This is a genomic window from Cupriavidus taiwanensis LMG 19424, from assembly GCF_000069785.1.
In the GTDB taxonomy this organism is placed as follows: Bacteria; Pseudomonadota; Gammaproteobacteria; order Burkholderiales; family Burkholderiaceae; genus Cupriavidus; species Cupriavidus taiwanensis.
Map to the genome: position 1 here is coordinate 2246174 of NC_010530.1, position 17182 is coordinate 2263355.

At 69.2% G+C, this 17182-nt stretch carries 19 protein-coding genes; 12 read left to right on the forward strand and 7 right to left on the reverse strand.

Going from position 1 to position 17182, the window contains the following annotated elements:
- Window positions 1–10: 10 nt before the first annotated feature.
- Together RALTA_RS25530 and RALTA_RS25535 are read right to left on the reverse strand one after the other, a co-directional pair.
- Entirely contained in the window at window positions 11–1894 is a 1884-nt protein-coding gene (locus tag RALTA_RS25530) for a sensor histidine kinase (protein WP_012356860.1), read from the reverse strand.
- Window positions 1895–1901: 7 nt separating this feature from the next.
- Complete coding sequence (locus RALTA_RS25535) at window positions 1902–2582, reverse strand: response regulator transcription factor (RefSeq protein ID WP_012356861.1); 681 nt, start codon at window positions 2580–2582, stop codon at window positions 1902–1904.
- A 418-nt stretch (window positions 2583–3000) separates the two neighbouring features.
- Here RALTA_RS25535 and RALTA_RS28920 point away from each other — a divergent pair, with 418 nt between their 5' ends.
- The 6 genes from RALTA_RS28920 (at window position 3001) to xth (ending at window position 6861) form a co-directional block, all read left to right on the forward strand.
- Window positions 3001–3192, forward strand: a complete 192-nt coding sequence (locus RALTA_RS28920; protein WP_012356862.1) for a hypothetical protein — start codon at window positions 3001–3003, stop codon at window positions 3190–3192.
- On the forward strand, window positions 3182–3349 hold the full coding sequence (locus RALTA_RS30445) for a hypothetical protein (RefSeq protein WP_012356863.1): 168 nt from the start codon (window positions 3182–3184) through the stop codon (window positions 3347–3349). The genes RALTA_RS28920 and RALTA_RS30445 overlap by 11 nt, the downstream gene beginning before the upstream one ends.
- 9 nt (window positions 3350–3358) lie before the next feature.
- Window positions 3359–3874 carry a hypothetical protein gene (locus RALTA_RS25545; protein ID WP_012356864.1) on the forward strand — a complete coding sequence of 172 codons (516 nt, stop codon included), beginning with the start codon at window positions 3359–3361 and terminating at the stop codon, window positions 3872–3874.
- Between the two features lie 145 nt (window positions 3875–4019).
- Window positions 4020–4619 (forward strand): OB-fold protein, encoded by a 600-nt coding sequence (locus tag RALTA_RS25555; RefSeq protein ID WP_041232642.1) that lies wholly within the window; start codon window positions 4020–4022, stop codon window positions 4617–4619.
- A 298-nt stretch (window positions 4620–4917) separates the two neighbouring features.
- A complete protein-coding gene (locus tag RALTA_RS25560) occupies window positions 4918–5988 on the forward strand; it encodes a BON domain-containing protein (RefSeq protein ID WP_012356866.1) in 1071 nt (356 codons plus the stop codon).
- A 60-nt stretch (window positions 5989–6048) separates the two neighbouring features.
- Window positions 6049–6861 (forward strand): exodeoxyribonuclease III, encoded by an 813-nt coding sequence (gene xth, locus RALTA_RS25565; protein ID WP_012356867.1) that lies wholly within the window; start codon window positions 6049–6051, stop codon window positions 6859–6861.
- On the opposite strand, the gene RALTA_RS25570 is transcribed toward xth, so the two are convergent.
- On the reverse strand, window positions 6858–7775 hold the full coding sequence (locus RALTA_RS25570; RefSeq protein WP_012356868.1) for a LysR substrate-binding domain-containing protein: 918 nt from the start codon (window positions 7773–7775) through the stop codon (window positions 6858–6860). The genes xth and RALTA_RS25570 overlap by 4 nt on opposite strands.
- 118 nt (window positions 7776–7893) lie before the next feature.
- Here RALTA_RS25570 and RALTA_RS25575 point away from each other — a divergent pair, with 118 nt between their 5' ends.
- The 3 genes from RALTA_RS25575 (at window position 7894) to RALTA_RS25585 (ending at window position 10985) form a co-directional block, all read left to right on the forward strand.
- A complete protein-coding gene (locus tag RALTA_RS25575; RefSeq protein WP_012356869.1) occupies window positions 7894–9360 on the forward strand; it encodes an amidase in 1467 nt (488 codons plus the stop codon).
- A 62-nt stretch (window positions 9361–9422) separates the two neighbouring features.
- Window positions 9423–10409 (forward strand): Bug family tripartite tricarboxylate transporter substrate binding protein, encoded by a 987-nt coding sequence (locus RALTA_RS25580; protein WP_041232643.1) that lies wholly within the window; start codon window positions 9423–9425, stop codon window positions 10407–10409.
- A 189-nt stretch (window positions 10410–10598) separates the two neighbouring features.
- Window positions 10599–10985: a nuclear transport factor 2 family protein gene (locus RALTA_RS25585; RefSeq protein WP_012356871.1), complete on the forward strand. Its 387-nt coding sequence runs from the start codon at window positions 10599–10601 to the stop codon at window positions 10983–10985.
- Window positions 10986–11015: 30 nt separating this feature from the next.
- Here RALTA_RS25585 and RALTA_RS25590 read toward each other — a convergent pair whose 3' ends face one another.
- A complete protein-coding gene (locus RALTA_RS25590) occupies window positions 11016–11522 on the reverse strand; it encodes a RidA family protein (RefSeq protein ID WP_232347821.1) in 507 nt (168 codons plus the stop codon).
- 130 nt (window positions 11523–11652) lie between these two features.
- Between RALTA_RS25590 and soxR the strand changes: the two genes are divergently transcribed.
- Window positions 11653–12135: a redox-sensitive transcriptional activator SoxR gene (soxR, locus tag RALTA_RS25595; RefSeq protein ID WP_025584170.1), complete on the forward strand. Its 483-nt coding sequence runs from the start codon at window positions 11653–11655 to the stop codon at window positions 12133–12135.
- Between the two features lie 26 nt (window positions 12136–12161).
- Here soxR and RALTA_RS25600 read toward each other — a convergent pair whose 3' ends face one another.
- Window positions 12162–12536, reverse strand: a complete 375-nt coding sequence (locus tag RALTA_RS25600) for a c-type cytochrome (RefSeq protein WP_012356874.1) — start codon at window positions 12534–12536, stop codon at window positions 12162–12164.
- 173 nt (window positions 12537–12709) lie between these two features.
- On the opposite strand from RALTA_RS25600, the gene RALTA_RS25605 reads away from it, so the two are divergent.
- Window positions 12710–13129 carry a hypothetical protein gene (locus tag RALTA_RS25605; protein WP_012356875.1) on the forward strand — a complete coding sequence of 140 codons (420 nt, stop codon included), beginning with the start codon at window positions 12710–12712 and terminating at the stop codon, window positions 13127–13129.
- A gap of 152 nt (window positions 13130–13281) precedes the next feature.
- Window positions 13282–13938 (forward strand): DsbA family oxidoreductase, encoded by a 657-nt coding sequence (locus RALTA_RS25610; RefSeq protein WP_012356876.1) that lies wholly within the window; start codon window positions 13282–13284, stop codon window positions 13936–13938.
- 78 nt (window positions 13939–14016) lie between these two features.
- On the opposite strand, the gene RALTA_RS25615 is transcribed toward RALTA_RS25610, so the two are convergent.
- Entirely contained in the window at window positions 14017–16305 is a 2289-nt protein-coding gene (locus tag RALTA_RS25615; protein ID WP_012356877.1) for a nitric-oxide reductase large subunit, read from the reverse strand.
- Between the two features lie 34 nt (window positions 16306–16339).
- On the reverse strand, window positions 16340–17068 hold the full coding sequence (ytfE, locus tag RALTA_RS25620; protein WP_012356878.1) for an iron-sulfur cluster repair protein YtfE: 729 nt from the start codon (window positions 17066–17068) through the stop codon (window positions 16340–16342).
- Between the last annotated feature and the right edge of the window lie 114 nt (window positions 17069–17182).

The window sequence follows — 17182 nt, forward strand, 5'->3', positions numbered from 1 at the left end:
GGAACCCGCCCTATGCCACGGGCGCGGCCCCTTCGCCGGGCGTGCCCGCCTCATCGCCCTGCGCCGGCGCCAGCGGCACCTCCACCGTCAGCGCCGTGGCGCCGGCCGCCGAGCGGATCTGCAGCCGGCCGCCGATCGCCGCGGCGCGTACCTGCATGTTGCGCAGCCCGCGCCCGCCGCGCGTGGCTTCGGTATCGAAGCCGCGGCCGTCGTCGGCCAGCGTGATGCGGATCGCCTGCGCGGCCGGGTCCGCCTGGGCGGTCACGGTGAGCGTGCGCGCCGCCGCGTGCTGCAGCACGTTGGTGATGCCTTCCAGCAGCAGGTATTGCAGCTCCTGCACCTTGCGCGCGGAGAAGTGCGGCAGCGTCGGCAGGCGTTCGACCTCCCAGTGGATCTCGAGCCCGGCATCGGCAATGCGCGGCCCCAGCCGGTAGCGCAGGTTGCCCAGCACCGCGGCGAGGTCGCCGCCGGTGTCCTGCATCGCATCGATGGACAGCTTCAGCGAATCCAGCGCGTGCCGCACCTGCGTGGCGACCTCCGGCGCGCTCGCCTTGCCGGATTCCAGCATCGACAGGGTGGTGACCAGCTGGCTGCCCAGGCCGTCGTGCATATCGCGCAGGATGCGTCCGCGCTCGCGCAGCGCGGTTTCCTCCGCGGCGATCTTCTGCGTGCGCGCAAAGGCCGCGCGCAGCTGCGCCTCGCGCTGCGCGACGCGCTCGGTTAGCACCTGGTTGGCGTTCTGCAGGCTCTGCACCGCGCTGGTGTAGCGCTCCACCAGCATCCACGCCATCACCACGCTGAACGGCACCGAGACATAGCGGGTCATGGAGTGGACCCAGTAATAGTCGCCGGTCAGCCAGACCTTGATCCAGTCCGCCAGGAACAGCACCGCCGACACGCCCACGGTGACGGCCAGCAGCGTCGCCTCGCGGCTGGGCCGGCGCAACGCCCCCCACACCATCGCGCCGGCCACGGTCAGGATGATGCCCACCTTGACCATCCAGCTCAGCGGAAACACCAGCGGATGGCTCGAGATAGCCGCCAGCGGCGCGATCACCGGCAGCGCCAGCCACAGGTAGGCGTTCAGGGTCCGATGCAGCCAGCGCCACGGCACCCGGATCACCAGCAGGCAGAACCTGGCGATGGCGCCCAGGAACACCTCGCGCGCGGCGGCAACGATATAGCCGCGCAACTCCGCCGGAATGGCGAGGTCATCGACAAAGTAGTCGAGCAGCCGCACGCTCCAGGCGACCTCGGCCAGCCCGTACAGCCCGAACAGCGCATCGCGCTGGCGCCACCAGATCAGCAGCGCCAGGCCGCCCAGCACGACGCTGAGCACCGCCGCGATCAGCGGGCCGACCACGCGCAGCAGGAAGGCCCGCTCATACTGCGCGCGCGCCTCGGCGGCCGGGCCCACCGTCACCGGCAGCAAGCCCGAGCGCGCATAGGCGCGCGCCGCCACGGTGATGCGCAGCAGGTTGCCGTGCGCGTTCGCCAGTTCGGGCGGCACGGCCACGTAGTAGGGGCGCTTGGCCAGCGCCGACGCCGGCGCGTCCAGGCGGCCCCCCGCGGCGATCAGCACGCCGTTGAGCCGCACCTCGTAGCTGCCCCCGGCCCACGGCACGAACAGCCCGCCGGGCTCCCCCGCGGGCCAGTTGCGGTCGAAGCGCAGTTCGTAGACCACCGTGCCGGACTTGCCCGGCATCACCCGGTCCCAGTAGTCCGGCAGTGTCAGCGCGCGCGCCGGCAGCACGGTGCCGTCGGACAGCGTGGCCGAGCGCGTGGCCGCGGCCAGGGTTGCCGTGTCCGCGGCGGCCATGCCGGGCAGCAGCAGGCTGGCCCAAGCCAGCAGCATGGCCAGCACGGTGCGCAGGGACCTCGGCCAGGACAGCATGGCGCGCTTACAGGGACTTGAGCAAGCCGAGCTTGGCCGCCTCGAACACCGCCTCGCCGCGCGAGCGCACGGCCAGCTTGCCGTAGATGTTCTTGATATGCGATTGCACGGTATGCACGCTCAGCCCGAGGTAGCGGGCGGTTTCGGCATAGGTATAGCCGCGCGAGATCAGGTCCAGGATCTCGTTCTCGCGCACCGACAGCACCACCGCGCCGGCCCCGGCGCCGGCGGCCTCGCGCGCCGCCGCCTCGGCGGGCGCCCCGCGCAGCCGGTTCACCACCTGCCGCGCGATCAGCGGGCTCATGGGCGAGCCGCCCGCGCGCAATTCGCCGATGGAGGCGGCAATGCGGTCGGTGGTTTCATCCTTGAGCAGGTAGCCGATGGCGCCGGCCTCGATGCTGGCCAGCACATGCTGGTCGTCGCCGAACACGGTCACGACCATGCAGTCGCAGGCGGGATAGCGCTCGCGCGCGTTGCGGATCACGTCGATGCCGCTGCCGTCGGGCAGGCCGAGGTCGCACAGCAGCACGTCGGGCTGGTGCTGCGCCAGCCATGCCAGCGCCTCCGCCACGGACGCGGCGCAGCCCGATACCGCGGCATCCGCCGCATGCAGGTCGACGGCCTGCACCAGGCGGCGCAGCGCCAGGGGGTCGTCTTCGACGATGAGGACTCTTGTTGTGCTTGCCATGCCTGTCTTCCCGAGCCACGGCGCGGTGCGCCCCCTGTGTTGCCGCGCGGTGCGCGGATTGCGCCGGCACGACGGCGGATTCTGACATATCCCGCCCGCGCGCGGACGGCCCGGCGGGCCCGTTCAGGGTAAACGCCGCCGCCCGTACCGATCGCACGGCCGCGCGGCGTTGCCCATCCCATATTCTGGGGAGGCGGCAGGCCGTGCCTGCCCCTATGATCGCGGCAAAACAGCCCCGCCCGTCCGGACCACGGCCGCCAGCGAGGGCAACAAAGCATGACGGGAATACGGGGAGCATGACCGTGACAGACCAGACAGCCGGCACACCGGCCGCACGGGGAATCGGGGAAGCAAGGGGGGAAGCCGCGCGCGCCATCCCGGCAACGGCCGCGCTGCGGTTCGCTGGCGGGATGGCCGCATGCGGGCTGGCGGCGCGGTCTATGACCTGCTGCCCGCCGAGCTGGAGTTGGTAAAGCTGGGCAGCGCCAACAAGTACACCGACCAGACCATGGTCAAGGGCGTGCTGAGCGGGCTGCCGTTCCTGTCACTGGTAACGCTGGCCATGGACAATTTATTCACGCTCGGACGAAGCGGTGCCGATGCGGCATGAGCGCCTGGACCAGGTGCAGAAATTCACCTTCCAGCGGCTGGTGCTGGAACCCGGCCAGGCCATCGGCTTCACCATGCACGTACGCTACCAGCTGCCGGGCGAAGCGGAACTGGCCGACCTGCGCGAAACCGCCGCGCCGCTGGCCCGGCAGCAGTAAGGGGCGCCCATGCGGATGCTCCACGCGGCCGGGACATGGCGCCGCGCCGGCGCGGCGCTGCTTGCGCTGACACTGGCTACGCCGCTGCCTGGCGCGGCGGCCTGGTTCGACGGCGACGAGAAGCGCCTCGCGGCCGAGGCGGACCGCTTTGTCGCCGACAAGCCCGGCGAGCTCCAGCGCATCCTGCATACGCTGTACATGGAGGGCGAGTGGAACGCCGTGCTCAACCTCGACCTGCTCGGCCTGGCCGCGATCGAGGCCGGCCGGCCGCGCCTGGCCGAGCGCGCCTTCGACATGGCCGCGGCGCGCATCCTGCGGATGTATGCCGATGACCCCAACGCCCGGCAGGCCCGCTCGCTCTGGTCCGCGGAAAGCGTCAAGGACTGGAAGGGAGAGCCGTACAACGGCGAGCACGGCGGCGTGGCCAACCCCTCGCCGTGGCCGGCGGAACCGGTCGAAGCCGGGCGCGAACGCGCCAACGCGGCGCTGGGCAACGAGCTGCTCGCGCTGCCGTTCGGGCCGTAGCGCTCAAGACCCGTTCGGGGGATGCCAGTCTGATTTTATCGACCGTTGGAGCGCTTTTGGCAGTTCTGTTGGATTTTGCAAGCGGTACGCATACAATGCCCCGGCGTCAGCCGCTAGAGCTGGCGGACCTGGAGAAGAAGCAAAAATGCAGACGGGAAAACTGATGGCAGGGCTGGTCCTGGCCGGGTTGCTGGCCGGTTGTGAGTCGATGGATGGCGCGATGTCCTCCATCAGCGGCGTGCTGGACGGCACCGGCGACGTGCTCAGCGGCGACTTCCGCATGCTGGCCGACCCCAAGCCGGCTTCGCTGGGCGACATCTGGGCAGACTGGAAGAAGAACGAAATCACGGCGAAGAAGAAGTGGGACGCGCAGGCCATCCTGGTGTCGGGCACGGTCTCGCGCATCACCAAGGTGGACGGCCTGAGCCGGTCGGACGACACCATCGCGGTCTACTTCAAGGATTCGGTCAACCCGCAGTGCACCGGCAAGGCGCTGATGCGCGATGCGATGCTGGTCAACCAGAAGAAGATCAGCAACCTGCAGACCGGAGACAAGATCAATGTGACCGGCGTGCTGGCGACCAGCGATTCCGAGCTGTACAACAGCAGCAACAAGGAATGCTATTTCGCCTTCGCCAAGTCAAAGATCGAGGCAGCGCCGGCGACCACGGCCGCAACCAGCACCACGTCGAAGGCCGCCACGAGCACCAAGTCCGCCAAGTCGACCAAGACCAGCAAAAAGTAAGCTGGCTTGCACGACCGGCGCCGGCGCCTGGCATGGACCGGACGCACGGCGCCCACGCCGCATCGCACCGATGGCGCATGGGGTGAACGCCACGCCACGCCGGGCAAGTCCCGACGGCATCCCTTACACGCTCTGAAACCGTTGCACGGACGCTGCCCCGTCCATTCGCCGTTGGCGCCGGCCCGCAGGGCCGTCGGCCGCACGGTACGAATCTTGCCCCTTCCCAAGTACCCGCCCGCGGTGCTGGCGTATTGTTGCGCCGGCTTCCGCACATGGCGTTACTTGTCAGGAAATCAGCATGGGCTACTACTACGATGACCCTGAAGCGCGCGAGCAACGCGAACGCCGCCAGGCATGGGACGACGATGACTGGCAGCCGGAATCGGAACGCGACCGCTGGCAAGCGCAGCGCAGACGCCAGCAAATGACCCCAGGCCAGACCAGCTACGGCGGCCCCGCCCGCCCGGCCCGGGAATTCAACGAGCAGTACGGTGCCGGCCGCTACCCGGACTATCCGCGCGAAGGGCGCTACGGCAGCGACCTGCGCTATGGCCTGAACGGCGGCTACGGCTGGGAACGCGCCACCGAATGGCGCGACCCGCAGGCCTGGGAGCGCGACGACGAATACGCGGAACAGCAGTGGCGCCAAAGCACCGAACGCGCCCGCGAACCACGCGAGCGCTACCAGGGGCGCGAGCGCTATGAGACGCGCGCATCGTCCCGCGACGAGGGCCGCGCGCGCTACTTCAGCGACCTGCGCAGCGACCGCCGCTACTGGACCGAGCCGGAGGATGACGAAGAAGAAGACCGCCGCTATACGGCGCAACGCCACGACCCCCGGTATCGCCAATACGCGCAGAGGCGCGGCTGGGAGACCGACGAAGACCGGGACGACGATCGCGACGACGACCGCGAGCACGGCATGCTCTATAACCTGGGCCGCCGCATCGGCGAAGTGGTGGGCGACTGGTTCGGCACGCCCGACGAACGGGAACGCCGCAGCGGCCCGCGCGGCTACCAGCGCAGCGACGAGCGCATCCGCGACCAGATCTGCGAACGTCTCAGCTACGCGCGTGGCGTGGACGTGAGCGATGTCAGCGTCGACGTCAACGACGGCGTGGTGTCGCTGACCGGCACCGTGCGTGACCGCGGCCAGAAGTACTACATCGAGGACATGGCCGACGGCACCTACGGCGTCAAGGAAGTCAATAACGACATCCGCGTGCGCCGCGAAGGCGACCGCCCGGGTGAATCGTCCGGCGGCGCCAGGAGCACGGCCAGCGCGACCAGCGGAGCCAGCTCCGGTAGTGCGGCCGGCACCACCGGCGGCAGCGCCACCAGTCCGACCGGCAGCACCTGGCGCGCATAAGGCCAGTAGCCGGCGGAGCGTTCCGCCGGCTTTTTTTGCATCCCTTCATCCCCGTCCGGCATGCCCGCGTCCACGCTGAAGATCGCCACCTTCAACATCAACGGCATCCGCAGCCGGGTGGGCGCGCTATGCCACTGGCTGGCGCGCGAAGCCCCGGACATCGTCTGCCTGCAGGAACTGAAGACCGCCGACGAGAGCTTTCCGGCGCGCGAGATCCGCGACGCCGGCTATGGCGCGATCTGGCACGGCCAGAAGTCATGGAACGGCGTGGCCATCCTGGCGCGCGGCGAGGAACCGGTGGAAGTGCGCCGCGGCCTGCCGGGCGACCCCGACGACAGCCACAGCCGCTATCTTGAGGCGGCGGTCTCGGGCCTGCTCATCGCCTGCCTCTACCTGCCCAACGGCAACCCGCAGCCCGGGCCGAAGTTCGACTACAAGCTCGCCTGGTTCGAACGGCTGATCGCACACGCGCAGGAACTGTTCGGCAGCGGCCACCCCGTGGTGCTGGCCGGCGACTACAACGTGGTGCCGACCGATCAGGACATCTACAACCCGCGCTCCTGGCGCAAGGACGCCCTGCTGCAGCCGGAAAGCCGTGATGCCTACGCGCGCCTGCTGGCGCAGGGCTGGACCGATGCGCTGCGCCAGCGCCATCCCGACGCGCCGGTCTACACCTTCTGGGATTACTTCCGCCAGCACTGGCAGACCAACTCCGGCCTGCGCATCGACCACATCCTGCTGAGCGCCGAACTGGCGCCCCGCCTGCGCGACGCCGGCGTGGACCGCTGGGTGCGCGGCGAAGACCACCCCAGCGACCATGCGCCGGCGTGGGTAGTGCTGGGCCCGGCGGCGCGGCGCAAGCGGGCGGGCTAGCCCGCTGCCTCGGCCACCAGCTTGTCGCGGATAAAGCCCAAAAAGGCGCGCACGCCCTCCGGCAGCGTGCGTCCCGCCAGCGTCTGCAGTTCGATCGCACGGCCGCGCATGCCGCGTTCGCGGATGGTGGCGGCATGCAGCTCGCCGCGGCGCAAGCGGTCGCCCACCGTCACCGTGCCCGAGATCGACAGGCCGCCGCCGTGCAGCACAAAGCTGGTCAGGGTCTCGAAGTGGTTGGTCACCAGCACCGGCTCGAACACCATGCCGCGCTCGCCGCAGGCCAGGTCGAACAGCTGCCGCACGGTGTTGTCGCCCTCGGGCAGTGCCAGCGGATACGGCTGCATCTGCGCCAGCGTGATGCTGCGAAAGCGTGCCAGCGGATGGTCCGGGCGCATGATGGCGATCACCGGTGCGGCCTGCCGGTGCGCGATGCGGATGCCCTGCTCGGGGGCGCGGCTGTAGGTGATGCCGATGTCCGCGTCGCCATGCAGCACGATGCCCGTGACCTCCGCCGGCGGCGCCACGCGCAGGTGGAACTGCAGGCCCGGATAGCGCTGGCGGAACTCGGCGATGCTGCGCGGCAGGAACTCGATCGCAAACCCGGCGGAACTGGCCACGCGCACGCGGCCGCGTCGCAGGCCCTGCAGCGCGGCGATCTCGGACACCACGCGGTCGGCCTCGAGCGCGCCGCGCAGCGCAAAGGCCGCCAGCAACTCGCCGGCGGCGCTGGCCACCATGCCACGCGGGCGGCGGTCGAACAGGGGCACGCCGAGCAGGGCCTCGAGCGCGGCGACCTGACGGCTCACCGCCGACACGGTCACATTGAGCCGCTGCGCCGCCTCGGTCAGCGACCCGCTGCGGACCACTTCCAGGAAATAGCGCAGCGAGGTGTCCTGCAGGCGATGCGACAGCATGGGTCTGGGGCTCCGGCTGGTTTGCGTTTTACGCAAGGATATTTGAAAAAATCGTCGATTGCGGGAAAGCACGACTCGCCCGTATGCTTTTCCACAACATCCCCGGAGACTCCGCGCCATGGCCACCGCCCAGACCCCTGCTCCCTCGACCGACCCGATCACTGAGCTCGATGCCGTCGCGCTGTCGCGCGCCATCCATGCCCGAGACGTCTCTTGCGTGGAAGTGCTCGATGCCTTCCTCGGCCAGATCGACCGCCACAATCCCCGCGTCAACGCCATCGTCGCCATGGTGGACCGCGACACGCTGCGCCGGCAGGCGCGCGGACTCGACGACGAACTGGCGCGCGGCGCCAGCCGCGGCCCGCTGCACGGCTTCCCGCAGGCGCCCAAGGACATCAGCCCGGCCGCGGGCATGGTCACCACCAAGGGCTCGCCGATCTTCGCCGGCCAGGTCAGCGATGCCGACGCCGTGGTCTTCGAGCGCATGCGTGCCGGCGGCGCGGTCTTCGTCGGGCGCACCAACTCGCCCGAATTCGGCCTCGGCGGCCATACCTACAACCCGGTCTACGGCACCACCCGCAATGCCTTCGATCCCGCCTTCTCCGCCGGCGGCAGCAGCGGCGGCGCCGCGGTGGCGGTGGCGCTGCGCATGCTGCCGGTGGCCGACGGCTCGGACATGATGGGCTCGCTGCGCACGCCGGCGGCGTTCAACCATGTCTATGGGCTGCGCACCTCGGTCGGCTGCGTGCCGCACGGCCCGGGCGACGAGGTCTTCTTCCAGCAGTTCAGCGTGGCCGGCCCGATGGCGCGTAACGTGCCGGACCTGGCCCTGCTGCTGTCGGTGCAGGCCGGCTTCGATGCGCGCCTGCCGCTGACGCGCCGCACCGAGGCGCCCGGCAGCTTCGCGCTGCCGCCCGAGCGCGACTGGACCGGCGTGCGCATCGGCTGGCTTGGCGACCTGGGCGGGCACCTGCCCACCGAAGCGGGCCTGCTCGACACCTGCGTGCAGGCCCTCTCCCACCTGCGTGCGCTGGGTTGCATCGTCGATGCGGCGCTGCCCGACTTCGACCTGGAACGACTGTGGCGCGCATGGATCGACCTGCGCAGCTTCTCGGTGGCGGGCGCCAACGCGGCGCTGTACCACGACCCCGCCAGGCGCGCGCTGCTCAAGCCCGAGGCGGTCTGGGAAATCGAGCGCGGGCTGGCGCTGCCGGGCACGCGCGTGTACGAGGCCATGGTCGAACGCAGCGCGTGGTACCAGGCGCTGCGCGCGCTGTTCGAGCGCTTCGACTACCTGGTGCTGCCCGCCGCGCAGGTATTCCCGTTCGATGCCGGCTGGGACTGGCCGCACACCATCGACGGCCGCGACATGGACACCTACCACCGCTGGCTGCAGGCGGTGGTGCCGGCCACCATGGCCGGCCTGCCGGCGCTCGCCGCACCCGCCGGCTTCGGCCCGCGGGGCCTGCCCGCCGGCATCCAGATCATCGGCCCGGCGCAGGCCGACGCCGCGGTGCTGCAGCTCGGCCACGCCTACGACCAGGCCGGCGGCTTCTCGCGCGTGCGCAGCCCCTGGCTGGGCTGATACCGGCTGCGCATCGATACCGATCCCCTCCTATTCCTACCACTGCCGCAGGAGTGCCCACGATGACTGCAATGCCCCCGAAGCTGTTTCTCGCCTGCGCCGCCGCCCTGGCCGCGGCGCTGACCACCGCGCCCGCCGTGCAGGCGCAAACGTGGCCCGAGCGCCCGCTGCGGCTGGTGGTGCCCTTCGCCGCGGGCGGCGCCACCGATGTGCTGGGCCGCCTGCTGGCGGTCGGGCTGGGCGAAAAACTCGGCCAATCGGTGGTGGTCGAGAACAAGCCCGGCGCCAGCACGGTGATCGGCGCCACTCAGGTGGCCAAGGCCGCGCCCGACGGCTATACGCTGCTGCTGGCGGCCAGCACCACGCTGACGCTGAATCCGGCGATCCGCCAGAGCCTGGGCTACGACCCCATCAAGAGCTTCACGCCGCTGGGCCTGATCGCCGACATGAGCCTGGTGCTGGTGGCCAATCCCGACACGCAGATCGCCTCGCTCAAGGACCTGGTGACGCAGGCCAAGGCAAACCCGGACAAGTTCTCCTATGGCTCGTTCGGCGCTGGCTCGTCGGTGCATTTCGGCGCGGAGATGCTCAAGGCCGCCACCGGCATCCGCATGGTGCACGTGCCGTTCAACGGCAGCGCCCCCAGCCTCACCGCGCTCGCGGGCGGCCAGGTACCGGTGGTGGTCGATACCGTGGTGGCGACCCTGCCGCTGATCAAGGGCGGCAAGATCCGGCCGGTGGCGGTGCTGTCGCCGCAGCGCCTGCCGGCCTTGCCGCAGGTGCCGACCGTCGCCGAAAGCGGCTATCCCGGCTTCCAGATGGGCACCTGGTTCGCGCTGATGGCGCCGGCGGGCCTGCCCGCGCCGGTGCAGCAGAAGCTGGAGAAGGCGCTGGCCGATGTCGCCAACGCGCCGGCCACGAAGGCACGCATGGTCGAGCTGGCGTTGACGCCGGCTTATGGCAATGGGGCTGCGGTGAAGGCGCGGGTGGAGAAGGAGCTGCCGGAGATGCGGGCCGTGGCGGCGCGGGCGAATATCCGCGCCGAATGACCCTGCGTCACACACGCTCGGCGCGCGCGCCATCCACATGCGCCGCGAAACCCGACGCGCTGCGTGAACACATTGCCACATCGGTGCAAGGGTTGCCGTTACCGCGCTTTGCATACAAAACTGGAATACAATCAGCGCTTTCAACGTTACGGCATGGCCACGCCTTGCCGCCCAGTTTTGGAGGAGATCATGACGTTTTCGGAAACCGGCCTGACGTCCCGCCACGTGGCCGCGCTCGCGCCGATCGAGGACTACCTGCAGGGCCATATCACCGGCAAGGCCGAATTCATGTACAAGGCCTTCGCCGCCGACGCGCGCATCGTCTCGTTCCGAGACGGCAAGCTGCACTCGCTGACGGTCGAGGAATTTGCCACGGCGCGCTGCCCCGGCCATCCGGCCGCGGATGAAGCGCAACGCAAGCGCTTCATCACGCAGTTCGACGTGGTCGGCAATGCCGGCGTCGCCAAGGTGGTACTGGAATATCCGGGCGTGACCTTTACCGACTACATGACGCTGCTCGAGATCGACGGAGTCTGGAAGATCGTCAACAAGACCTTCAGCGCCGCGGCGCGCTGAGTCCGGACTGCATCCCGGGGCTGCCGCGGCTCAGGCCGGCAACACCGCTGTCGCTTCGATTTCGAACAGCATGTTGTCCAGCGCCAGCCGCGGCACCGGGATCAGCGTGCAGGCCGGCGTCGGCCGGTCGCCCCACATCTCGCGCAGCGCCGCGCCAAAGGTGCGCAGGCGGTCGTGCGAATGGTCCACCACCAGCACCGTCAGCTTGGCCACGTCACCGACGTCGGCCCCCGCTGCCTGCAGCGCAATCCGCAGGTTATGCATGGCGCGCGCCACCTGGCGCGGAAAATCGAGCGGCAGGCAACCCGCCGCATCCTCGCCGCCCTGCCCCGAGACATAGATGATGCGTGCCGGGGCTTCGACCAGGGCCACGTGAGAATAGCCATTCGGCCGCGGGTCATAGAGGCCGTCGGGGTTGAGCAGGCTCAGCGAGTCATTGGGACGCGCGAAGGGCACCGCCGGCGTGACCGGCAATGCGGCCATGGCAGGCATGGCGGGCGAGCGCAGGGATGAGGGCGAGAAGGGAAACATCGTCATTGTCATCGGCTTGTGGAAGGCATCTCGGACAGAGGAGCCGCCAGTATCAAACCTCAAGTTAGGTTAAGGTCAAGCGCGGCCATGGTGGTAGCATGGGAATTCTCGCGCTCCTCCGGTGACTCCCCTTGCCATGGCCTCCAAGCAACCACCCGCCTTGCCACGCCGGCGCCGACCCGCGCCTTCGGAAGAACTGCTATCGGTCGGTGAAGTCTCGGCGCGCACCGGCATTGCGGTGTCGGCCCTGCATTTCTATGAGGCACGCGGCCTGATCGCCAGCACCCGCAGCGGCGGCAACCAGCGCCGCTATGCGCGTGCCGTGCTGCGGCGCCTGGCGGTGATTCGCGTGGCGCAGCGCATGGGTCTGCCGCTCGCGGTGATCGCCGACGCCATGCGCAAGCTGCCCGATGGCCGCGCGCCGACCGTGGCGGACTGGCGCAAGCTGTCCGCCAGCTGGCGCGACGACCTCGATGAACGGATCCGCACGCTGACGCAATTGCGCGACCAGTTGGATGGTTGCATCGGTTGCGGATGCCTGTCCTTGAAGGCGTGCCCGTTACGCAATCCGCATGACGCGCTGGCGGGCGAAGGGCCGGGGCCGCATTTTGCGGAGTGAGGCCGCGCGCCCCGCAGCCGTGCGGCTTACTTGAAGGTCTCGAGGTACGCCAGCAGATCGGTGATCTGCTGATCGTCGCCCAGTCCCCAGAACCGCATCTTCGTGCCCGGCACCACCTTGCCGGGCGAACGGACGAAAGCGCGCAGCGTGTCGTGCGACCACACCACCTTCGATGTGCGCATCGCGTCGGAATACTGGAAATCCTTGGTGCTGCCGGCCGTGCGGCCGAAGATGCCGTTCAGCTGCGGGCCAAAGCCCGCGCGCGCATTGCGACCGACGTGGTGGCATGAAGCGCAGCGCGTCGCAAACAAGGCCTTGCCGGCCTGGAGATCGGCGGCGGCGGCGGTGGGAATGGCGGTGGAAAAGGTCAGTGCCAGCAGCGTGGCGGCGGTACGGCGCATGTGCAGCTTGGAAGGGAAATGCCCGGGGCAGGGTTGGCATGATACAGGCCCGCAGGCACGCGGCGGCCGGACGCGGGGTTACACCGCGTCACACTTGCAACACTTCGCGTGCCCCATATTACAGCCCGCCCCCCTACAGTGAGCCCATGTCCAACGCCCCTTGGGAGGCAGCCATGAAACGAATCATCGCAATGGCGGTAGCAGGCGGTGCAATGCTGGTGGCCAGCGCTGGTGCTTACGCCGGTGTGAATATCGATATCGGCATCGGCGTGCCTGGCGTGGTGGTGGCGCAGCCGGCGCCGGTCTACCATCCGGCCCCGGTCTATGCACCGGCGCCAGTGTATGCGCCGGCCCCCGTGGCCTACGCGCCGCGCCCGGTCGTGGTGGCACCGCGCCCGGTCGTGGTGGCGCCGGTGCCGGTGCGCTACGACGATGACCGCGGCTATCGCCGCGCCTACTATCGCGGGTATTACCGCGAAGGCTATCGCGACGGCTACCACGACCACCGCCGTGAATGGCGCGAGCGCGAGTGGGCGCGCCGCCATGGCGACCACGATGACCACGGCCGCGGCCACGGGCGCCGCTGGGACTGAGCCTCGCCATGGCGTGGCGGGCGGGCGCGCGGCCAGCGGCCGAGGCGTCCTCCTGCAAGGATTCGCCAGTCACGCTACCCTGTCGGCAATTCCCAATCCGGGCCGGGGGCCATGGCCTCGCCCCCCGCCTGCGAACATGCCCAGGAGCAGCCATGCCACAACCCCTCAAGATCGACTTCGTCTCCGACATCGCCTGCCCCTGGTGCGCCATCGGCCTGTCTTCGCTGCAGCTGGCACTGCAGCGCATGGGCGATGCGGTCGACGCCGAGATCATCGTGCATCCGTTTGAACTGAATCCGGGCATGCGCCCCGAGGGCGAAGCCATCGTCGACTACCTCGGCCGCAAATACGGCCGCACGCCGGCGCAGGTCGCCGAAACCCAGGCGATGATCCGCGAACGCGGCGCCGCCGTGGGCTTTGCCTTTGGCCCGCGCACCCATGTCTACAACACCTTCGATGCCCACCGCCTGCTGCACTGGGCCGGGCTGGAAGGCAAGCAGCTGCCGCTGAAGCAGGCGTTGCTGCGCGCCTACCACGCGGACGGCAAGGACCCGAGCAACCATGACGTGCTGGTCGACGCGGCCCAGTCCGTCGGCCTGGATGCCGCCACGGCGCGCAAGGTGCTGGCGGGCGACGACTATGCCGACGCGGTGCGCGCGGAAATCGGCGAATACCAGCGCATGGGCATTCAGTCGGTGCCGTCGATCATCTTCAACGACCGCTACCTGGTGACCGGCGGCCAGCCGGTGGAGGCGTTCGAGCAAGCCATCCGCGACATTGCCGCGGAAGCGCAGCAGGCGCAAGGCTAGCCTATTGCCTTGCCCGCCAATGCAAGTGGCCCGCCCGGTAACCCGGGCGGGCCACTCTGCTTTCGGCGCACTAATCGTTCAGCGCGCGGCGGGCTTCATCCCCACGGTGACGGTATCCGCCGCACGCGGCGCGCGCTGCGCCAGTCCCACCACCACCTGCCACGCGAACGACACCGCGCCGACGATAAACACCACGTCGCCGAAGGTGCGCACCCAGCGCAGCGTCTGCAGGATGGGCTGCTGCATGAAGGCCTCGCTGCGCGCATACCAGGTGCCATGCTCGACGCTGGCCAGGAACTGGATAATGCCGATCGGCAGCAGGCTGGTGCCGATCATCAGCACCAGGCCCAGGTTCAGCCCCCAGAACGCGGTCTTCATCAGCGCCGGGCTGAGCCGGCATGCCGGGCGCACGTAACGCAGCACCAGCAGCGTAAAGCCCAGCGCCAGGAAGCCGTACACGCCGAACAGCGCGGCATGGGCATGGACCGGCGTGGTGTTCTGGCCCTGGATGTAGTACAGCGCGATCGGCGGGTTGATCATGAAGCCGAACACGCCAGCGCCCAGCATGTTCCAGAACGCCACCGCGACAAAACACATCAGCGGCCATTTCAGGTCGGCCATCCACGGCGCGCGCTGCTTCAGGCTCCAGTTCTCCCAGGCTTCATGGCCCAGCACGATCAGCGGCACCACTTCCAGCGCGCTGAAGGCGGCGCCCACCGCCATCACCGGCGTGGTGGTGCCGGCAAAGTACAGGTGGTGGAAGGTGCCGGGAATCCCGCCCAGCATGAACAGCGAGGCCGACGCCAGGCTGGCCGCGGTGGCCATCGGGCGCGACACCAGGCCCAGCGTGGAGAAGATGAAGGCCAGCGCCGTGGTGGCGAACACTTCGAAGAAGCCCTCGACCCACAGGTGCACCACCCACCAGCGCCAATACTCCATCACCGTCAGGCTGGTGCGTTCGCCGTAGGCCAGGCCCGCGCCATAGAACAGGCCGATTGCCACCACCGACGAGGTCAGCAGCGCCAGCAGGTTGCGGTCGGTGCCGCGCGCGCGCAGCGCCGGCAATATGCCGCGCATCATCAGCACCAGCCAGATCACGATGCCGGCAAACTTGCCGATCTGCCACAGCCGGCCCAGGTCGACATACTCATAGCCCTGGTGGCCCAGCCAGAAGTTCAGGTGGGCCGGCAGCTTCTGCGCGATGGCCAGGTAGTTGCCGGTGAACGAACCCGCCACCACGACCACCAGCGCCCAGAACAGGATGTCGACACCCAGCCGCTGGAACTTCGGATCCTTGCCACCGTTGATCAGCGGCGCCAGGAACAGCCCGGCGGCGAGGAAGCCCGTGGCAATCCAGAACAGCGCGCTCTGGATATGCCAGGTGCGCACCAGCGCGTACGGGAACCACTGCGACACGTCGATGCCGTAGAACTTCTGGCCTTCGACGGTGTAGTGCGCGGTAAAGCCGCCCAGGAACACCTGGAACACGAACAGCGCCACCACCAGGAACAGGTACTTGCCGAGCGCGCGTTGCGACGGCGTCAGCGCCACGGACAGCAGCGGGTCGCGCGCCGGCGCCTGCGGCGGCGTCTCCTCCTTGCCGCGCAGGAAAGCCCAGGCCCATACCAGGAAGCCGACGCCGGCCAGCAGCACCACCACGCTGATCACCGACCACACCACATTCTCGCTGGTGGGCTGGTTGCCGATCAGCGGCTCGTGCGGCCAGTTGTTGGTGTAGGTGGCCTCATGGCCCGGGCGCGCGGTCGATGCGGCCCACGCGGTCCAGAAGAAGAAATGCGTCAGCTGCTGGCGGCGCTCCGCGCTCGGCAGCGTGTTCTCCTTCATCGCGTAGTGCTCGCGCGTGGTGTGCAGCGCCGGCGCGTCGGAGAAGAGCTGCTCGTAGTAGGCGGCGGTATCGGCCATGGCCTGTGCGCGGCGCTTCGATACCGTCAGCACATTGCTGGCCGGATCGGTGGCGTTGGCGCGGTACTCGCTGCGCAGTTGCTCGCGCAAGGCGGCCTGTGCCGGCGCGTCAAGCTGCGCGAAGGGGCGGCCATAGCCATCCCTGGCGGCCAGGTCCAGCCACGCGGTCAGTTCGCGGTGCAGCCAGTCGGCAGTCCAGTCCGGCGCCTGGTAAGCGCCATGGCCCCAGATGGAGCCGAGCTGCATGCCGCCGACGGACTGCCATGCGGTCTGGCCATCGAGGATGTCGTCGCCGCTGAACAGCGTGCGGCCCTCGGCCGTGACCACCTTGGCCGGGATGGGCGGGGCCTGCCGGTACACCTCGACGCCGTAGTAGCCGAGCAGGGAGAACGTGACCGCCAGCACGGCGATCAGCAGGAACCAGAGTTTGCGGTAGGGACCCATGATGCGAAGTCGTTGAGGGTGGTGTCGGGCGGGCTCAGGCGTGCGCCGAGCAGCCGCAGCCGTTGGCCTGCGCCGGCGCGCCAGCTACCGCGGTGGCCGCGGCGCTTTCGAACAGCACGTTGTTTTCGAGGTGGATGTGTTCCATCAGGTCTTCGCGCAGCGCGCGCAGGCCCAGGTAGAGCGCGCGCCAGGTATTGCAGGCCGCGCGCGGCAGCGTGATGTCGTGCGTCAGTTCGGCCAGGCGCTGCAGGGCCACGCCATGGTCGTCATGCTCGGCGCGCATCACCGCGATCGGCCGGCTTGCGGCGGCGTGCAGGCCGCGCAGCAGCATCGGGAACAGCACCTGCTCTTCCTTCTGCATGTGGGATTCCAGCTCGCCCAGCATCGCGCTCAGGTGGTCGGCCAGGCCCAGCGGACAGTCCGGCCGGTCGCCATGGACCTGTTCGACCCGCCGCGCCAGGCGGATCAGCTCGGGCAACTGCTCGCGGTGGCGGGCGTGGAAGCGCACCAGGATATGGTCGATCAGCGCTGCGGGTGCGGCCGTGTTCCAGTCTTGCGCCGACGGATCGGCCTCGTCCTGCAGCGCATGCAGCTGCGCGGCGATGGCGGCCACGGCGGCGGCATCGAGCCCCTTCTGCTGCGCGGCGTCGCGCAGGGACTGCTTGCCACCGCAGCAGAAGTCCAGACCGTGGTCGTGGAAGAGGCGGGTGGCGCCGGGGATCTGGCGGGCCAGCTGGCCCAGCGAATGGTCTTGCAACATCATGGCGGTTTCTCCGTGTGGAAGTGATGACCGCATGACATACGCGAGCAGCGTGCCAGATTAAAGCCGTTTCAAATCAAGCCTTTGCGGGATCAAGGGTATTAACTACCCTATACT